This is a genomic window from Amycolatopsis alkalitolerans (assembly GCF_006152065.1).
Taxonomy (GTDB): Bacteria; Actinomycetota; Actinomycetes; order Mycobacteriales; family Pseudonocardiaceae; genus Amycolatopsis_E; species Amycolatopsis_E alkalitolerans.
On the sequence record NZ_VDFW01000003.1, the window covers coordinates 278,010 to 293,212 of the forward strand.

17 protein-coding genes are annotated in these 15,203 nt (G+C 69.2%); 13 read left to right on the forward strand and 4 right to left on the reverse strand.

Annotated features, from left to right (window positions below; translation table 11 throughout):
- Positions 1 to 165 precede the first annotated feature (165 nt).
- From secY to truA, 12 genes are all read left to right on the forward strand, one after another.
- A complete protein-coding gene (secY, locus tag FG385_RS05500) occupies positions 166 to 1,473 on the forward strand; it encodes a preprotein translocase subunit SecY (RefSeq protein ID WP_139095479.1) in 1,308 nt (435 codons plus the stop codon).
- The gene (locus FG385_RS05505) at positions 1,470 to 2,024 is read left to right on the forward strand and encodes an adenylate kinase (protein WP_139095480.1); all 555 of its coding nucleotides are present in this window, start codon (positions 1,470 to 1,472) and stop codon (positions 2,022 to 2,024) included. Before secY ends, FG385_RS05505 begins: the two co-directional genes overlap by 4 nt.
- A gap of 26 nt (positions 2,025 to 2,050) precedes the next feature.
- Positions 2,051 to 2,845, forward strand: coding sequence for a type I methionyl aminopeptidase (map, locus tag FG385_RS05510; RefSeq protein WP_139095581.1), 795 nt, complete (start codon positions 2,051 to 2,053; stop codon positions 2,843 to 2,845).
- Positions 2,846 to 3,047: 202 nt separating this feature from the next.
- The gene (gene infA, locus FG385_RS05515) at positions 3,048 to 3,269 is read left to right on the forward strand and encodes a translation initiation factor IF-1 (protein WP_004558881.1); all 222 of its coding nucleotides are present in this window, start codon (positions 3,048 to 3,050) and stop codon (positions 3,267 to 3,269) included.
- Positions 3,270 to 3,302: 33 nt separating this feature from the next.
- Complete coding sequence (rpmJ, locus tag FG385_RS05520) at positions 3,303 to 3,416, forward strand: 50S ribosomal protein L36 (RefSeq protein WP_004558882.1); 114 nt, start codon at positions 3,303 to 3,305, stop codon at positions 3,414 to 3,416.
- Between the two features lie 202 nt (positions 3,417 to 3,618).
- Positions 3,619 to 3,999, forward strand: coding sequence for a 30S ribosomal protein S13 (gene rpsM / locus FG385_RS05525; protein ID WP_139095481.1), 381 nt, complete (start codon positions 3,619 to 3,621; stop codon positions 3,997 to 3,999).
- Positions 3,996 to 4,187: a hypothetical protein gene (locus FG385_RS05530; protein WP_139095482.1), complete on the forward strand. Its 192-nt coding sequence runs from the start codon at positions 3,996 to 3,998 to the stop codon at positions 4,185 to 4,187. Before rpsM ends, FG385_RS05530 begins: the two co-directional genes overlap by 4 nt.
- A 19-nt stretch (positions 4,188 to 4,206) precedes the next feature.
- Complete coding sequence (gene rpsK / locus FG385_RS05535; protein WP_139095483.1) at positions 4,207 to 4,611, forward strand: 30S ribosomal protein S11; 405 nt, start codon at positions 4,207 to 4,209, stop codon at positions 4,609 to 4,611.
- A 23-nt stretch (positions 4,612 to 4,634) separates the two neighbouring features.
- Positions 4,635 to 5,240, forward strand: coding sequence for a 30S ribosomal protein S4 (rpsD, locus tag FG385_RS05540; RefSeq protein WP_139095484.1), 606 nt, complete (start codon positions 4,635 to 4,637; stop codon positions 5,238 to 5,240).
- Between the two features lie 91 nt (positions 5,241 to 5,331).
- Positions 5,332 to 6,393, forward strand: coding sequence for a DNA-directed RNA polymerase subunit alpha (locus FG385_RS05545; RefSeq protein ID WP_139095485.1), 1,062 nt, complete (start codon positions 5,332 to 5,334; stop codon positions 6,391 to 6,393).
- Positions 6,394 to 6,473: 80 nt separating this feature from the next.
- Positions 6,474 to 7,076 (forward strand): 50S ribosomal protein L17, encoded by a 603-nt coding sequence (gene rplQ / locus FG385_RS05550; RefSeq protein WP_139095486.1) that lies wholly within the window; start codon positions 6,474 to 6,476, stop codon positions 7,074 to 7,076.
- A 62-nt stretch (positions 7,077 to 7,138) separates the two neighbouring features.
- The gene (truA, locus tag FG385_RS05555) at positions 7,139 to 7,969 is read left to right on the forward strand and encodes a tRNA pseudouridine(38-40) synthase TruA (protein ID WP_200834318.1); all 831 of its coding nucleotides are present in this window, start codon (positions 7,139 to 7,141) and stop codon (positions 7,967 to 7,969) included.
- A gap of 15 nt (positions 7,970 to 7,984) precedes the next feature.
- On the opposite strand, the gene FG385_RS05560 is transcribed toward truA, so the two are convergent.
- Positions 7,985 to 8,707, reverse strand: coding sequence for a hypothetical protein (locus FG385_RS05560; protein ID WP_139095488.1), 723 nt, complete (start codon positions 8,705 to 8,707; stop codon positions 7,985 to 7,987).
- 88 nt (positions 8,708 to 8,795) lie between these two features.
- On the reverse strand, positions 8,796 to 10,022 hold the full coding sequence (eccE, locus tag FG385_RS05565) for a type VII secretion protein EccE (protein WP_139095582.1): 1,227 nt from the start codon (positions 10,020 to 10,022) through the stop codon (positions 8,796 to 8,798).
- A 364-nt stretch (positions 10,023 to 10,386) separates the two neighbouring features.
- Between eccE and eccB the strand changes: the two genes are divergently transcribed.
- On the forward strand, positions 10,387 to 11,985 hold the full coding sequence (gene eccB / locus FG385_RS05575) for a type VII secretion protein EccB (protein WP_139095490.1): 1,599 nt from the start codon (positions 10,387 to 10,389) through the stop codon (positions 11,983 to 11,985).
- 106 nt (positions 11,986 to 12,091) lie between these two features.
- On the opposite strand, the gene mycP is transcribed toward eccB, so the two are convergent.
- Together mycP and eccD are read right to left on the reverse strand one after the other, a co-directional pair.
- Positions 12,092 to 13,546 carry a type VII secretion-associated serine protease mycosin gene (gene mycP, locus FG385_RS05580; RefSeq protein ID WP_139095491.1) on the reverse strand — a complete coding sequence of 485 codons (1,455 nt, stop codon included), beginning with the start codon at positions 13,544 to 13,546 and terminating at the stop codon, positions 12,092 to 12,094.
- A 14-nt stretch (positions 13,547 to 13,560) separates the two neighbouring features.
- Complete coding sequence (gene eccD, locus FG385_RS05585; protein ID WP_139095492.1) at positions 13,561 to 14,955, reverse strand: type VII secretion integral membrane protein EccD; 1,395 nt, start codon at positions 14,953 to 14,955, stop codon at positions 13,561 to 13,563.
- Positions 14,956 to 15,203 lie beyond the last annotated feature (248 nt).

Sequence of the window (15,203 nt, forward strand, 5' to 3'; positions counted from 1 at the left end):
AGGCAGGTCGTGCCCCGCTGTTAGAGTCGGCAGCACGCTGCGGGACGAGTCTGTCCTGAAGCGCCCCTGGCTTGCCCGCCAGGCAGTTGTGTACCTGCCGGCCACCGTGGCCGGCCAAGCCGATCGCCGGCGACACCCGCTGGCGACGCCGAGGAGGTCCCCCGCGTGCTCAGCGCCTTCCGCTCGGCCTTCGCTACGCCGGACCTGCGCAAGAAGATCCTGTTCACGCTGATGATCGTGGCCGTCTACCGGATCGGTGCGGTCACGCCGGCGCCCGGGGTCTCCTATCCCAACGTGCAGGCCTGTGGGGCTCAGGCCGATTCATCGGGCATCTACTCGCTGCTGAACCTCTTCAGCGGTGGCGCGCTCCTGCAGCTGTCGATCTTCTCGACCGGCATCATGCCCTACATCACGGCGAGCATCATCGTCCAGCTGCTCACGGTGGTCATCCCACGGTTCGAGGAGCTGCAGAAAGAAGGCCAGGCCGGCCAGAACAAGCTGACCCAGTACACGCGGTACCTGACGATCGCGCTCGCGATCCTGCAGGCGACCGGTGTCGTCGCGCTCGCCGACCGTGGCCAGCTCTTCCCGAACTGCACCCAGTCGATCATCCCGGACAACAGCATCTGGTCGCTGGCGATCATCGTCATCACCATGACCGCCGGCACCGCGGTGATGATGTGGCTGGGCGAGCTCATCACCGAGCGCGGCGTCGGCAACGGCATGTCGATCCTGATCTTCCTGAACATCGCGGCCCGGATCCCGGCCGAGGGCATCAACATCCTCAACGGCCAGGGCGGCGTGGTCTTCGCCCTCGTGTGCGTGTTCGGCCTGGTCATCATCGCCAGCGTCATCTTCGTCGAGCAGGGTCAGCGCCGGATCCCGGTGCAGTACGCCAAGCGCATGATCGGCCGGCGGATGTACGGCGGGACCTCGACGTACCTGCCGATCAAGGTCAACCAGGCCGGTGTCATCCCGGTCATCTTCGCTTCGTCGCTGCTCTATCTGCCGCAGCTGATCGCCCAGCTCATCAACGGCTCGGGCAGCAACTCCGGCTGGTACGTGTTCCTGCAGAACTACATCATCAACCAGGGCAACTGGGTACACATCCTGCTGTACTTCGCCCTGATCATCTTCTTCACGTACTTCTACATCACGATCACGTTCAACGTGGACGAGCGTGCGGAGGAGATGAAGAAGTTCGGCGGCTTCATCCCCGGCATCCGGCCAGGGCGGCCGACCGCGGAGTACCTGAACTTCGTGCTCGGCCGGATCACCCTGCCGGGATCGCTGTACCTGGGCGTCATCGCCATCCTGCCGAACTTCTTCCTGTCGATCACCCAGCAGGGCAACAACCAGAGCTTCCCGTTCGGTGGGACGGCTGTGCTGATCATGGTCGGTGTCGGACTCGACACCGTCAAGCAGATCGAGAGCCAGCTGATGCAGCGCAACTACGAAGGGTTTCTGCGATGACACGCCTGGTTCTGGTCGGCCCGCCCGGAGCGGGGAAGGGTACTCAGGCGGACGCCCTTTCGGAGAAGCTGTCGATCCCGCACATCTCGACCGGCGACCTGTTCCGCACCCACGTCTCCGAGCGGACACCGCTCGGTGAGGAGGCCAAGCGCTACCTCGACTCGGGTGAGCTCGTGCCGGACACGGTGACCAACGAGATGGTGCGCGAGCGGCTGGCCGAGCCCGACGCGAACGACGGCTTCCTGCTCGACGGGTTCCCGCGCAACACCAAGCAGGCCGAGGTCCTCGGCCAGCTGCTGGGCGAGGTGAACCAGAAGCTCGACGCGGTGATCCAGCTCGAGGTGCCCGAGGACGTCGTGGTGAACAGGCTGCTCTCGCGTGGCCGCGCGGACGACAGCGAGGACGTGATCCGCCGCCGCCAGCAGGTGTACTGGTCGGAGACCGCACCGCTGCTCGACTACTACCGCGACATCCTGATCAAGGTCGACGGCGTCGGCGAGATCGACGAGATCGCTTCTCGCGTCCTCGACGCGCTGCGCGATCGCCGGTGAACCGGGGGCCGTTCGGAGTGCTGAAGCTGCTGAGACGGCGGAATTCGATCGAGGTCAAGACCCGGGGGCAGCTCGACGCCATGCGGGCGGCGGGCCTGGTGGTGCAGCGCACGCTCGCGCTGCTGGCCGAGTCGGCGAAACCGGGGGTGAGCACGGCGGAGCTCGACGAGCTCGCCGAGCAGAGCATCCGGGACGCCGGGGCGGTGCCTTCGTTCAAGGGATACCACGGCTTCCCGGCCTCGATCTGCGCCTCGGTGAACAACCAGATCGTGCACGGCATCCCGGCGAAGACCACGGTGCTGGCCGACGGTGACCTGATCTCGATCGACTGCGGTGCCATCCTCGACGGCTGGCACGGCGACTCCGCGGTCACGCTGGCCATCGGCACGGTCTCGGCCGCCGACCTGGCGCTTTCGGCCGCCACCAGGGCCGCGATGTGGGCCGGGATCAAGGCCGCGGTGCCCGGGGCGAAGCTCACCGACATCTCGCACGCCATCCAGTCCGCCGCGGACGCGGCCTCGGCCGCCGACGGGGTCGATTACGGCCAGATCGTCGAGTACGGCGGTCACGGCATCGGCCGCGAGATGCACATGGACCCGTTCCTGCCGAACATCGGCAAGCCGGGCAAGGGCCCGCGGCTCGAAGCCGGGATGGCGCTGGCGATCGAGCCGATGCTGACCGGTGGTTCGAACGAGACCGTCGAGCTGGAGGACGGCTGGACCGTGGTCACCGCGGACGGCTCCCGCGCCGCCCACTGGGAGCACACGGTCGCCATCACCGCCGATGGCCCCTGGGTACTGACGGCCCCGGAACAAGACTGAGCCAACGCTCGTTTAACACACGTCACCCCGCCTCGCATGCTGCGACACGGGGTGCGTAGACTGTCTAGTCGGCGTACTCAGCACGCCGAGTCCAGCGCGCTCGTGAACAGTTTTTCAGCTTTGGAGTCGGAGTGCCGTGTGCGTCGGCACCACCTAGGCAGGCAAGAACGGTGCGCAGCCATTATCACGAAACGCGGAGGACATGGCTAAGAAAGACGGGGCCATCGAGGTCGAGGGTCGCGTGGTCGAGCCACTCCCCAACGCGATGTTCCGAGTCGAGTTGGAGAACGGCCACAAGGTCCTGGCACATATCAGCGGCAAGATGCGGCAGCACTACATCCGCATCCTGCCGGAGGACCGGGTCGTCGTGGAGCTCTCGCCCTACGACTTGTCCCGTGGTCGCATCGTCTACCGCTACAAGTGATGACGGTGAGCAACGCATAAGGAAGCAGGAGACGTGAAGGTTCAGCCGAGCGTCAAGAAGATCTGCGACAAGTGCAAGGTGATCCGCCGCCACGGCCGGATCATGGTGATCTGCGAGAACCTGCGTCACAAGCAGCGTCAGGGCTGATCGCGCACTCCGCGCAGAGCGGATTGACGGCGAAAACCTCCCCGCACCTGCCGCGCCCGAACGGGCACGGCACACCCCCGGACTCCAGGCCGGGGCCGGGACACCAGCCGCGCGAGCGGATGGCAAGACAGCGAGTCGGTCCCGGGACCGGGTGGGGAGCACACCTGGAGCCAGCAGAAACCACGAAGGAGCTAGAGCCGCCATGGCACGACTCGCCGGCGTCGATCTCCCCCGCGAGAAGCGGTTGGAGATCGCGCTGACTTACATCTACGGCATCGGCCGTACCCGCTCCAAGGAGCTCATCGCGGCATCGGCCCTGAACCCGGACACCCGGGTGCGGGACCTTTCCGACGACGACCTCGTCAAGCTGCGGGACTACATCGAAGAGAACTTCAAGGTCGAGGGTGACCTTCGCCGCGAGGTGAACGCCGATATCCGGCGCAAGATCGAGATCGGCACCTACCAGGGGCTGCGGTGGCGGCGCGGACTTCCCGTCCGTGGCCAGCGCACCAAGACCAACGCCCGTACCCGCAAGGGGCCGAAGAAGACGGTCGCCGGCAAGAAGAAGGCTGGCAAGAAGTGAGCGTCCAGGGCAAGAAGGTCGTGCGGATGCGCGGTCAGCGCCTCACGCACGCGTCAGCTGTTTCGCCGAAGGCTCTCTACGCCCGCCCGATGGCCCTGCGCCAGCTCTACGCCGACGCCGGTTCCGTGATCCGGCGCGGGCAGCAGGAAGCGCGCATGGCCGCCGAGCAGACCGACAACTCGCGCTAACGAGGAGAATCACCCCCACATGCCACCCAAGTCTCGTACCGCCGGGACCAAGAAGGTCCGGCGGAAGGAAAAGAAGAACGTGGCCCACGGCCACGCGCACATCAAGAGCACGTTCAACAACACGATCGTGTCCATCACCGACCCGAACGGCGCGGTGATCTCGTGGGCGTCGTCGGGCCACGTCGGGTTCAAGGGCTCGCGCAAGTCCACCCCGTTCGCCGCCCAGATGGCCGCCGAGAACGCCGCCCGCAAGGCCGCGGAGCACGGCATGAAGAAGGTCGACGTCTTCGTGAAGGGCCCGGGTTCGGGCCGCGAGACGGCGATCCGCTCGCTGCAGGCCGCCGGTCTCGAGGTCGGCACCATCCAGGACGTGACCCCGCAGCCGCACAACGGTTGCCGCCCGCCCAAGCGGCGCCGGGTCTGAGGAACGGGGAGGAGTAACAGAACATGGCTCGCTACACCGGCCCCGCGACTCGAGTCTCGCGGCGCCTCAAGGTTGACCTGATCGGCGGCGACCAGGCTTTCGAGCGTCGCCCGTACCCGCCCGGCCAGCACGGCCGCGGCCGGGTAAAGGAGAGCGAATACCTGCTCCAGCTGCAGGAGAAGCAGAAGGCCCGGCACACCTACGGCGTGCTGGAGAAGCAGTTCAGCCGCTACTACAAGGAAGCGGCGCGCCGGCAGGGCAAGACCGGTGAGAACCTGCTGCAGATCCTGGAGTCCCGGCTGGACAACGTGATCTACCGCGCAGGTATCGCGCGCACCCGCCGCCAGGCTCGCCAGCTGGTGTCCCACGGGCACTTCCTGGTCAACGGCGTCAAGGTGAACATCCCCAGCTACCAGGTGACCAAGTGGGACATCATCGACGTGCGGTCCAAGTCGCTGTCGATGCTGCCGTTCGTGGCCGCGAAGGAATCGTTCGGAGACCGCCCCATCCCGGCCTGGCTGCAGGTCGTGCCGTCCAACCTCCGTGTCCTGGTGCACCAGCTCCCCGAGCGGGCCCAGATCGAGGTTCCGGTGCAGGAACAGCTGATCGTCGAGTTCTACTCGAAGTGATCACCGGTGGCGGCACGCACCCGCGTGCCGCCACTACGCCATCCCTTTCGGCGTCATATGGCGGGCGCCGGCAGGAAAGGAAAGAACGAAAGTGCTGATTTCACAGCGACCGGCCCTCGGCGAGGAGCCGATCAACGAGACACGGTCCCGGTTCACCATCGAGCCGCTGGAGCCGGGCTTCGGCTACACCCTCGGCAACTCGCTGCGGCGCACGCTGCTGTCGTCCATCCCGGGCGCGGCGGTCACGAGCATCCGCATCGACGGGGTGCTGCACGAGTTCACCACCGTCCCGGGGGTGAAGGAAGACGTCACCGACATCATCCTGAACCTCAAGGAGCTGGTCGTCTCGTCCGAAGAGGACGAGCCGGTCACCATGTACCTGCGCAAGCAGGGCCCGGGCGAGGTCACCGCGGCGGACATCGTGCCGCCCGCGGGTGTCACCGTGCACAACCCCGATCTGCACATCGCCTCGCTGAACGGCAAGGGCAAGCTGGAGATCGAGCTGGTCGTCGAGCGCGGCCGGGGGTACGTGCCGGCCCTGCAGAACAAGCAGGCCGGTGCCGAGATCGGCCGGATCCCGGTCGACTCGATCTACTCGCCCGTGCTGAAGGTCACCTACAAGGTCGAGGCGACCCGTGTCGAGCAGCGCACCGACTTCGACAAGCTGATCGTGGACGTGGAGACCAAGCCGTCGATCACGCCCCGGGACGCGGTCGCGTCGGCCGGCAAGACGCTGGTGGAGCTGTTCGGTCTCGCGCGCGAGCTGAACGTCGACGCCGAGGGCATCGAGATCGGCCCGTCGCCGCAGGAAGCGGACACCATCGCCGCCTACGCGATGCCGATCGAGGACCTGGACCTCACGGTCCGGTCGTACAACTGCCTCAAGCGCGAGGGTATCCACACGGTCGGCGAGCTCGTTTCGCGCAGCGAGGCGGACCTGCTCGACATCCGCAACTTCGGTGCCAAGTCGATCGACGAGGTGAAGCTGAAGCTGGTGGGCCTGGGCCTCGCGCTCAAGGACAGCCCGCCCGGGTTCGACCCGACGACCGCCGCCGCCACCTACGACGGCGAAGGCTGGTCCGACAGCGTCGACGGTATTTCCGATGCTGGCCACGACGACGGCCAGGACTACGCAGAGACGGAGCAGCTGTAGGCCGCTGATCGCCTGTCCACCGTGGACATCCACTGTGGACAGGCGCGGCCGCCAGCCGCGAAGCTGAACGAGGAGAAGCAATGCCCACCCCCACGAAGGGCCCCCGTCTCGGTGGATCGCCTGCGCACGAGCGGTTGATCTTGGCGAACCTGGCCACGTCGCTGTTCGAGCACGGCAAGATCACCACCACCGAGGCCAAGGCGCGCCGGATGCGTCCGCTCGCCGAGAAGCTGATCACCAAGGCCAAGCGCGGTGATCTGCACAACCGGCGCCAGATCCAGCGGGTCATCCGCGACAAGGATGTGGTGCACAAGCTGCTCGCCGAGATCGGGCCGCACTTCGCCGACCGCACCGGCGGTTACACCCGGATCACCAAGACGATGCCGCGCAAGGGCGACAACGCGCCGATGGCGGTTATCGAACTGGTGTCGGAGAAGACCGTGACGTCCGAGGCCGAGCGGGCCCGCAAGACCCGCTTCGCGAAGGACGAGGCCAAGGCGGAGGCTCCGGCCGAGGAGACCGTGGAGGCTCCCGAGGCCGCCGAGGAGGACGTCGAGGCTGCCGCTTCGGCCACCGAGGAGGCCGCCGCCGAGGGTGCCGAGGAGGAGGCCCCCGAGGCCGAGGCCAAGTCCGAGGAAGCCGCCGAGGAGGCTGCGGACGAGTCCAAGAAGGACGAGTCCTGACGGCTGGACCCGGTCCACGCAACGAGCCCGCTTTCCCCATCGGGGAGGGCGGGCTTGTTCGTCTGCGCCTTGACGTCAGCTACGACGGCACGGACTTCTCCGGCTGGGCCCGCCAGCCCGGGCGGCGCACCGTGCAGGGGCTGATCGAGGACGCGCTGGCCAAGCAGCCGCCGGGGGAGTCGGTTCCGGGCTCGGTCGTGGTGGCGGGGCGGACCGATGCCGGGGTGCATGCCACGGGTCAGGTCGTGCACGTCGACGTCGTGCCGTCGTGCGCGGCCGGCCGGCTCCCGGTGGACGAGCACGGGATCCCGGACCTGGTGCGGATGCGTCACCGGTGGAACCGGTACCTGCCGGGCGATGTGCGGGTGCTCTCGGCTCGCGTGGCGCCGCCGGGTTTCGACGCGCGGTTCTCGGCGGTGCGCCGGCACTACCGTTACCGGGTGTCAGACGCGCCGTGGGGCGTCGATCCGTTGCTGCGCCGGGACACGCTCGGTTGGGGGCGATCGCTGTCTCTGGAGGCGCTGAACGACGCGTCCCGGACCTTGCTGGGGCTGCGGGACTTCGCGGCGTTCTGCAAGCAGCGCGAAGGCAGTACGACCGTCCGCGAACTCCAGCGATTTACCTGGCGCCGGCTCGACACGCATCTCGTGGAGGCGGAGGTCTCGGCGGACGCCTTCTGCCACTCGATGGTGCGCAGCCTCGTCGGCGCACTGTTGATGGTCGGCGACGGCCGGCGCCCGCTCGACTGGCCGGCCTCCTTGCTGCGCGGCCGCGTCCGGGACAGCGCCGTCGCCCCACCGCACGCCCTGACCCTCGTGGCCGTCGACTACCCCCCGGACGAAGACCTGGCGATCCGGGCCACCCAAACCCGCGCCGTCCGCGACCCCCTCTGACCCCGGCGGGGTGGGTCAGTCGCCGCGGCGGACGGGGCCTAGGAGTTGCTGTTCCTTTCCCGTGGTGACCAGGCGCAGCGGGCGCCACAGGTTCGTGCCCAGCGCCACCACCTGGTCGTCCTTGAGGGTCGTCAGCTGGCGCATCATCTGCGGCGGCAGCCGCCAGATCCGTGCGGCGAGTTCGGCCTGGCCGACCGGCAACCGCTGCATGAGCACGATGTCCGCCGCGTTCGCGACGGTCGTCGCCTGCGGATGCAGGTACGGCAGCACATACACCGTCGTCTGCCACGCCGACCGCGGCGGGAACAGGTCCTGCGGTGTCGGACCGCCGTCGGTCACCACCAGCAACGGGGCGTCCTCCGACGGGCGAGGCAGATCGACCGGGGTCAGGCGGCGGATCTGCACCAGCGGCGAGGGCCGCCCGTTCGGCCCGCTGCCCGCCGCCTTCGGCAGCACCTGCCAGGCCGCCGGCCGCCCGGTCGCGATGACCACCCACGCCCCGACCGCCATCGCGCGCAGCGCCACCTGCCGCGCGAGGTACAGACCACCGACGAGCACGATGCGCGTCGGCACCGAGCGCAGCGCCGAGATCGTCAGCGGTTCGCCACCGAGCCCGGACCCCACGACGATGCCGCCGCGGTCACCGGACGGGCTGATCGCGTCCAGCAGTTTTGGGTCCACGGTGAACTCGGGCGCGACGCCGTTGTTCCGGCCGGGATCACGCAGACGCAGGCTCATGCGCCCTCCTTGGCGGACGCGGCAAGCCGCGGCAGTGTCATCGCGTCGGCCAGCATGGTGCTCGATGATTCGGACCTGCAAGCAGTCCTCATGCCGTCCCTCCCATCGGCAAGGTCGCGGCAAACCCCTCGACCTGCAACCCGCGCAGCGGGGTCAGTGACACCCCGACCCGATCGGCCAGAGTGGACAGCCTGTCTTCGGCCGCGTCGAGCTCACGCGGGTTCCGCGCGCTCATCCGCACGACACCGCGCAGCCCGATCTGGCCCTCGTCGTCCGCGGGCGAGATCGACAGCGCCACCGTCGCCGACAGTGCGCGAACACTCGTCAACGCGTTGAGGCTGCTGGTGATCTTGCCCTTCGGCCAGCTTGTGACCGCGTAGCTGGCATGCCCGATCCCCGCCGCCGTCGCGCTCGTCCAGTGCTCGCGCAGCCCGATCCGGCCTTCGCTGCCCGCGACCGCGGTCAGCTCGGCCGCGGAGATACCGGCCCGCAGCAGCTCGTCCGGGTCCAGCGGCCGGGTCGGCACCCCGCGGGACTCCAGCGCGTTGCGCACCCGCGACAGCGCGCCGATCAGCGCGCGGTGCGCACCGACGACCCCGCCGCCGCGCTCCCGCACCGCGGCCGGGCAGCGCCGCGGGTCGAGCCGGATCGCCACCCACGTCGTGCGCCGGGCGGCCGCCGGCAGCGGGCCGAGCACCTCCATGTACGAGCTGAGCGCGGGCGACTCCGACGGCAGCGCCGCGCTCCCCGGGTACGTGTGCCAGATGACCTGGATGGAGTCGAGGACGACGCCACGGTCCTCCAGGCACGGGGCGAGCGCCGACAGCGGCAGGCTCGGCGCGCCACCGGCCTGGGTGATCAGCGCCGGCGCCGGTTCGACCAGCAACACGGCCGTCCACGTGCCGTCGTGCCAGGCCAGGCCGACCTGCTGGCGCTCGTGGTCGGTGCCGTGCGCGACCACCAGGTCCGGCACGACGAGGCGCAGCAGGCTGATCCGCGCGTCCTCGGGCCCGGTCACCGACTCGTCCTGGTTCGGTTCCACGTTCGGCGGGGGCGGGGTCGCGACCCGGTCGTGCGAACGGAACAGGTAGCGCAGGGTCAGTCCGAACCATTGGGTGAACCACTTGCCGCGCCAGCGGATGATCGCGATCAGCAGCGCGACAGCGGCGATGCCGATGCCGATGTACAGCAGCGACTTGTTGATCGTGAGCAGGATCAGGCCGATCGCGAGGCCGACTTCGAGTACGACGAGGTTGACGACGGGGAACGGTCCGAGGCTCGCGCTCGAGCGTCGCCGATGTGCGGGCGGCGCGATCGGCGCCGGCGCGGGTCCCCCGGACGGCTGAGACGAGGGCGGCGGCCCACCAGGCCCCCCGGGCCCACCAGGTCCCCCCGGCCCGCCCGGACCCCCCGGACCACGAGGCGGCATCCCGCCGCCGGGGCCTCCCGGCCCACCTCGACGTGGTGGCGGACCCGCCGGTCGCCTGGGCGGCGGCGAGCCGGGAGGCCCGCCCGGTCGTGGCGGCGTGGTGACGGACATCCGCGCTTTCTCTTCCCCTCGTCGGACAGCTGAACCGCAAGGGAACCCTAGCCCGAGTTCCGTGAATCTCGCACCAGTACGGTTCTCATACGGTTATCCTGCGGAACCGTACCGCGACTCGGGGAGCTGTAGGTCGAGAATGCCGTCAACACCGACAACCAAATCTCAGGTCCAGGCGTACCGGTTCGTGCTGCGCCGCATGCAGTCCGCCCTGGTCCGGCGGGATGCCGTGATGCTGCACGATCCGATGCGGACCCACGGCCGGGCGACACTCGTCGGGTTCATTCTCGGCCTGCTGGGCGCCGTGGGGTTCATCGTCTTCGGCCTCATCAGCCCGTCGCCGTCGGTGCCCGACTCGGGGATCGTCATCGGCGAGCAGTCCGGCACGATCTACGTCGTCTCGGGCACTCCGAAGTCACTGACGCCGACGTTCAACCTCGCCTCCGCGCGGCTCCTGCTGTTGTCCCAGTCGCAGGGCGGCGGCGGCCAGATCTCGCCGCCGACGGTGGTGCCCGACAGCGCGCTCGAGGACATCCCGCACAACCGGCGGACCGGGATCGTGGACGGTCCGCAGCTGCTGCCGACGGCCGACCAGCGCATCAGCGACAACTGGGGCGTGTGCGACAACCTGACGATCAACAAGAACCTGCCCGACACGCTCCAGCTGCCGCAGGCGAAGAACGAGACCACGGTCTACGCCGGCGTGCCGAATCTCGGTACCGAGCTCTCGACCAACTCGGCCGTGCTGGCCAAGGCGGACAACGGCAAGTTCTATCTGATCTACCGGCTCGCCAGTAACCCGAACGATCCGAACGCGGACACGGTCCGCGCCGCGGTCGACCCGACGCAGACCGCGGTGATCTCGGTGTTCGGGCTGAGCCCGCAGCTCGTCCGGCCCATCTCGATCGGCCTGCTCAACGCGATCCCCGAGGTGACCCCGCTCGCGCCGCCGGTCGCGCCGAACCAGGGTGCGGCTTCACAGTTCCCGAAGCTGCAGGCCGAAGGGCTGAAGGTCGGCAACGTCTTCAAGGTCAACACCACGAGCGGGGCGCCCGACGTCTATGTCGTGCTGACGAACGGCATCCAGCGGGTGTCGCCTGCGGTCGGCGACCTGATCCGTGCCGCGCAGCCGGGTAGCAAGAACATCCCGCTGCTCGGGCCGAACGAGATCAACGGTATCGAGCAGGTGCAGCCCACCGCGCCCGGCGCGCTGCCGGTGAACACGATGCCGTCGCAGGTGCCGACGATTCTCGACCCGCTGAAGTCCCCGACGACGTGCCTCGGCTGGAGCGTCGTGAACAACGAGCCGCACACGGTGGTTTCGGTCGGCGAGCAGCTCCCGACGCCGCCGAACGCGAAGCTGATCGACATCGGCAAGCCGGGGCCGACCGGGCTCAAGATCGACCACTTCTACCTGCCGCCGGGCCGCGCGGCGGTCGTCCAGTCGGCGACCTCGGCCGCGTCGTTCAACAAGGGACCGATGAGCCTGGTCACCGACAACGGCCTGGTCTACGGGATTCCGGACGCGAACACGTTGAAGGGCCTCGGCCTGGACAACCCGCCGCCCCGCCCGGCCCCGGATGCGATCCTTCAGCTGCTGCCAACCGGCTCGTCGCTGAACGTGACCGACGCGCGCAGGAGCTACGACGACATCCCGGTCGACCCGAACGCCGGCACGTACCCGGCGCAGCAGAGCCAGGCGGCGACGGCGGGCACGGGTACGGGCAACGGCAACTGACCGGCTTGTGCTTCTAAGCGGCGGAGCCGCTTGCTGTGGGGCAAGCAACTGGTACCGCCTCAGGTTCCGCCACCCGCACCGCTCTGCAAGGCGCTTTCAACCATTGTTATGCCGTGCGGTTGCGGCGGATGGTGTGGACGACGAAGAGGGTTACGAGCAGGACCAGCAGCCCGCCGCCGGTGCCCACGAGCGCCACGATCATCGGCGTCCAGTTCTTGTAGGCCGCCGGCGGCAGTCCTGAGGGGAGCCGCTCGGCCGTGGCCGGCGGGATGCCTTCCTCGGACGGCACGACGGCCGTCAGCGCCGCGACCGGGTTGATCACGCCGTACCCGATGTAGTCGTCCCGCCCGCCGGGCGCGCCCGGGTGCTGGGCCGTCGCCTCGATCCGGTGCATGACCTGGTGGGCGTTGAGCTTCGGGAACTGCGCGCGGACGAGCGCCGCCAGGCCCGCGACGTACGGCGACGCGAAGCTCGTGCCCTGGATGTCCTGCAACTGGCCGTTCTCGACGACTTGGTTGGCCAGCGCGCTCGAGCCGGTCGACGGGTCTAGGGAAGTGATCTTGGTGCCCGGCGCGGCCACGCTGACCCACGGGCCGTGCACGCTGAACTGCGCGACGCCGCCCGACTCGTCGATCGCGGCGACCGACAGGACGTCATCGGCGAACCACGGCGGGCTGACGATCGACTGGGGCTTGTTGGGGTCGGGCTGGTCGTTCTGCTTGCACGTCTGCGAGGTGTTCCCCGCCGCTGCCACGACCACGACGTCCTTGACGTCCACCGCGTAGTGGATCGCCGCCTGCAGTTGCTGCTCCCCGGAGTTGATCGTGCCGTCGGCCGGCCGGCAGTTGTCCACCGACATGTTGATCACGTTCACGCCCAGGTTGGCCGCGCGGACGACCGCCTCGGCGAGCGTCTGCGTGTTACCCGCGCCCTGGCCCTGCTCCCGGCTGCCGCCGTTGTCCCCGCCGGACTGACCCCCGCCGCCGGCCTGCTGGTCGGGTGGCCCGTAGTCCTGGCTCGACTGCCGGATCGAAACGATCTTCGCGTCCGGCGCGACGCCCTTGAACCCGATGTCGGGCGGCGTGTTCGCGGCGATGATCCCGGCCACCTCGGTGCCGTGGCCGTCGCAGTCCTGTAGCCCGTTGTCCGGTGGGTTGACGTAGTCACCGCCCGATTCGACACCGAACCGGAAGTACGGATGCTGGGTGACGCCGGTGTCGATCACGGCGATCCGCATGCCGCCGCCCGCACTGCCGCGTGACGCGACGGCGAGCTTCTGCGCCTCCTCGATCCGCAGGTACTGCTGGCCCCAGGGCTTCTCGCGCGGCACGATGTTGTTGTCCAGATCGCGGGTGACGCATTTGGTCTTCTGCGTGTACGGGAACTGCGTCTGGTGCCCGCCCCCGTCGTTCGGCGTGGCGCCGACGTTCACCGGCGGCGGGGTCCACGGCTCGTTCGCCGTCGACGAGGTCTGCGCCAGGGCGGAGAGCGGACTGAAGACCCCGAAGGCCCCAGCGAGCAGAACGGCCGCCGACCGGCCGGGTACCCCCAAGGTACGCACGCGCGCGACCCCTCTCACTTGAACGAGACGTGGCGCAGCACCGTGTACAGGTTCATCACCGCGAGCGCGAGCGGGAGCACCGTCGCGATGCAGATGGCCTCGAAGATCTCGACCGTGCGCCGCAACGGCGGCGAGAACCGCTGGTTCGGGAAGATCACGCCCACCACCAGCGAGCCCGCGGCCACCAACACCAGCGCGGCGAACACCCACAGCAGCCGGCCGGTCGTGCTCTGCGTGAAGATCCACCCGATCAGGATGCCGGCCGCGGACACCATGCCGGTGGTCAGCAGGGCGACGGCCTGCGCGCCGTTCGCGTACGAGCGCGCCCGCAGCAGCAGGACCAGCGTCGCGACGACGCCGGTGATGATCCCGAAGACGCCCGGCGCGGTGGCGGTGATGATCGCGGCGACGGCGGCCGCGCCACCGCAGCCGATGAGCAGCCCGGTCATGTAGTTGTGCGCGACCGCGGTGCGCCGCTCGATCACCGTGTAGTCCGGGTACGCCTCGTTCTCCCTGAGTTCCTCGGCGGTGCCGGGCACGTTGGGCAGCGGGAGCTTCGCGAGCCAGATGGTGGCCCTCGGCAGGACCGAGATCGCGGCGAGCGAGACCGCCGCGGTGCCGGCCGCGATGCCCGGGGCAGGATGCGCGATCAGGGTCGCCACGGTGAACGTGAGCACCCCGATGACCCCGGCCGTGGCGGCGGCGATGAAGGCCGTGATGCCCGCGCCCATGATCATGATCGCGACGGCCGCGACGATCACCACGAGCCCGCTGCCCAGCAGCAGGTTCGCCCGGATGGTCAGCCCCGGCACGGCGGAGAACCCGGCGACGAACGCGAACGGCAGCCCGCCGGCGGCCGCGATCACCACCCCGGTGCTCTTGGCCTGGTAGGCGTTGGCGAGCGTTGCGCCGACAGCGAGGCAGGCGATGGCGGCGACACCGGCGGTCAGTGCGGCGGCGATACCGTTGCCCCCGAACACGGGCCCGCCCATGAACAGCGCGAAGGCCGCGGCGACCAGCGCGAGCCCGCCCGCGATGTGCCCGATCCGGTTGGCCGTCTCCTTGGTCCACGGCCGGAAGCTGTCCGGATCCGCGTCCGCGATCGCGTCCACGACGTCGTCGTAGAGCGGGGGCGGCGGGTTGTCGTTGCGCCGCCGCAGCTGGAGCAGTTCACCGTCGACCACGCCGAGCGAGGCCAGCGTGCGGCTCGGGTCCAGCGGGGCGTCGCCGAGCTTGGCCAGTGTCCAGCCGCCGTGGCGGGCGCCCCCGTCCGGCGAGGTCTCCTTGGCCATGTCCAGCAGCATCGGCAGCAGGTCCGCGACCGCGACGTCGGCCGGCAGCGCGACGTCGATCCGGGTACTCGGTGCGACCACCGTGACCCTGCTGAATACCGTCGTGCCCGTTGCCACCTGCGTGCCCCCTAAGAGAGAGAATGCTGCGGGCTACTTATACCTAATCGCCACCGCTGGTCGCAGCCCGCCACCCGCCGAAAATTTTCCGGACTGTCGGTGGGCGGCTCTAGTATTAACGCACCTGGGGTCACCACGGGGTGGTTTTGGGGAGAACCGGTCCGGCTTGGGCAGTATCGCCGCGGCGAGCGCCGGGGTTCGCTACCGTGTGAACGGCCCTGGACCAGGCAGGCAGTCCGGGCGTCGAG

Bases quoted from the DNA above. Each gene is read 5' to 3' on its own strand.
- infA (WP_004558881.1), top strand. From the start codon at position 3,048: ATGGCTAAGAAAGACGGGGCCATCGAGGTCGAGGGTCGCGTGGTCGAG.
- rpsD (WP_139095484.1), top strand. From the start codon at position 4,635: ATGGCTCGCTACACCGGCCCCGCGACTCGAGTCTCGCGGCGCCTCAAG.
- rplQ (WP_139095486.1), top strand. From the start codon at position 6,474: ATGCCCACCCCCACGAAGGGCCCCCGTCTCGGTGGATCGCCTGCGCAC.
- FG385_RS05505 (WP_139095480.1), top strand. From the start codon at position 1,470: ATGACACGCCTGGTTCTGGTCGGCCCGCCCGGAGCGGGGAAGGGTACT.
- FG385_RS05560 (WP_139095488.1), bottom strand. From the start codon at position 8,707: ATGAGCCTGCGTCTGCGTGATCCCGGCCGGAACAACGGCGTCGCGCCC.
- eccB (WP_139095490.1), top strand. From the start codon at position 10,387: ATGCCGTCAACACCGACAACCAAATCTCAGGTCCAGGCGTACCGGTTC.
- rpsK (WP_139095483.1), top strand. From the start codon at position 4,207: ATGCCACCCAAGTCTCGTACCGCCGGGACCAAGAAGGTCCGGCGGAAG.
- rpsM (WP_139095481.1), top strand. From the start codon at position 3,619: ATGGCACGACTCGCCGGCGTCGATCTCCCCCGCGAGAAGCGGTTGGAG.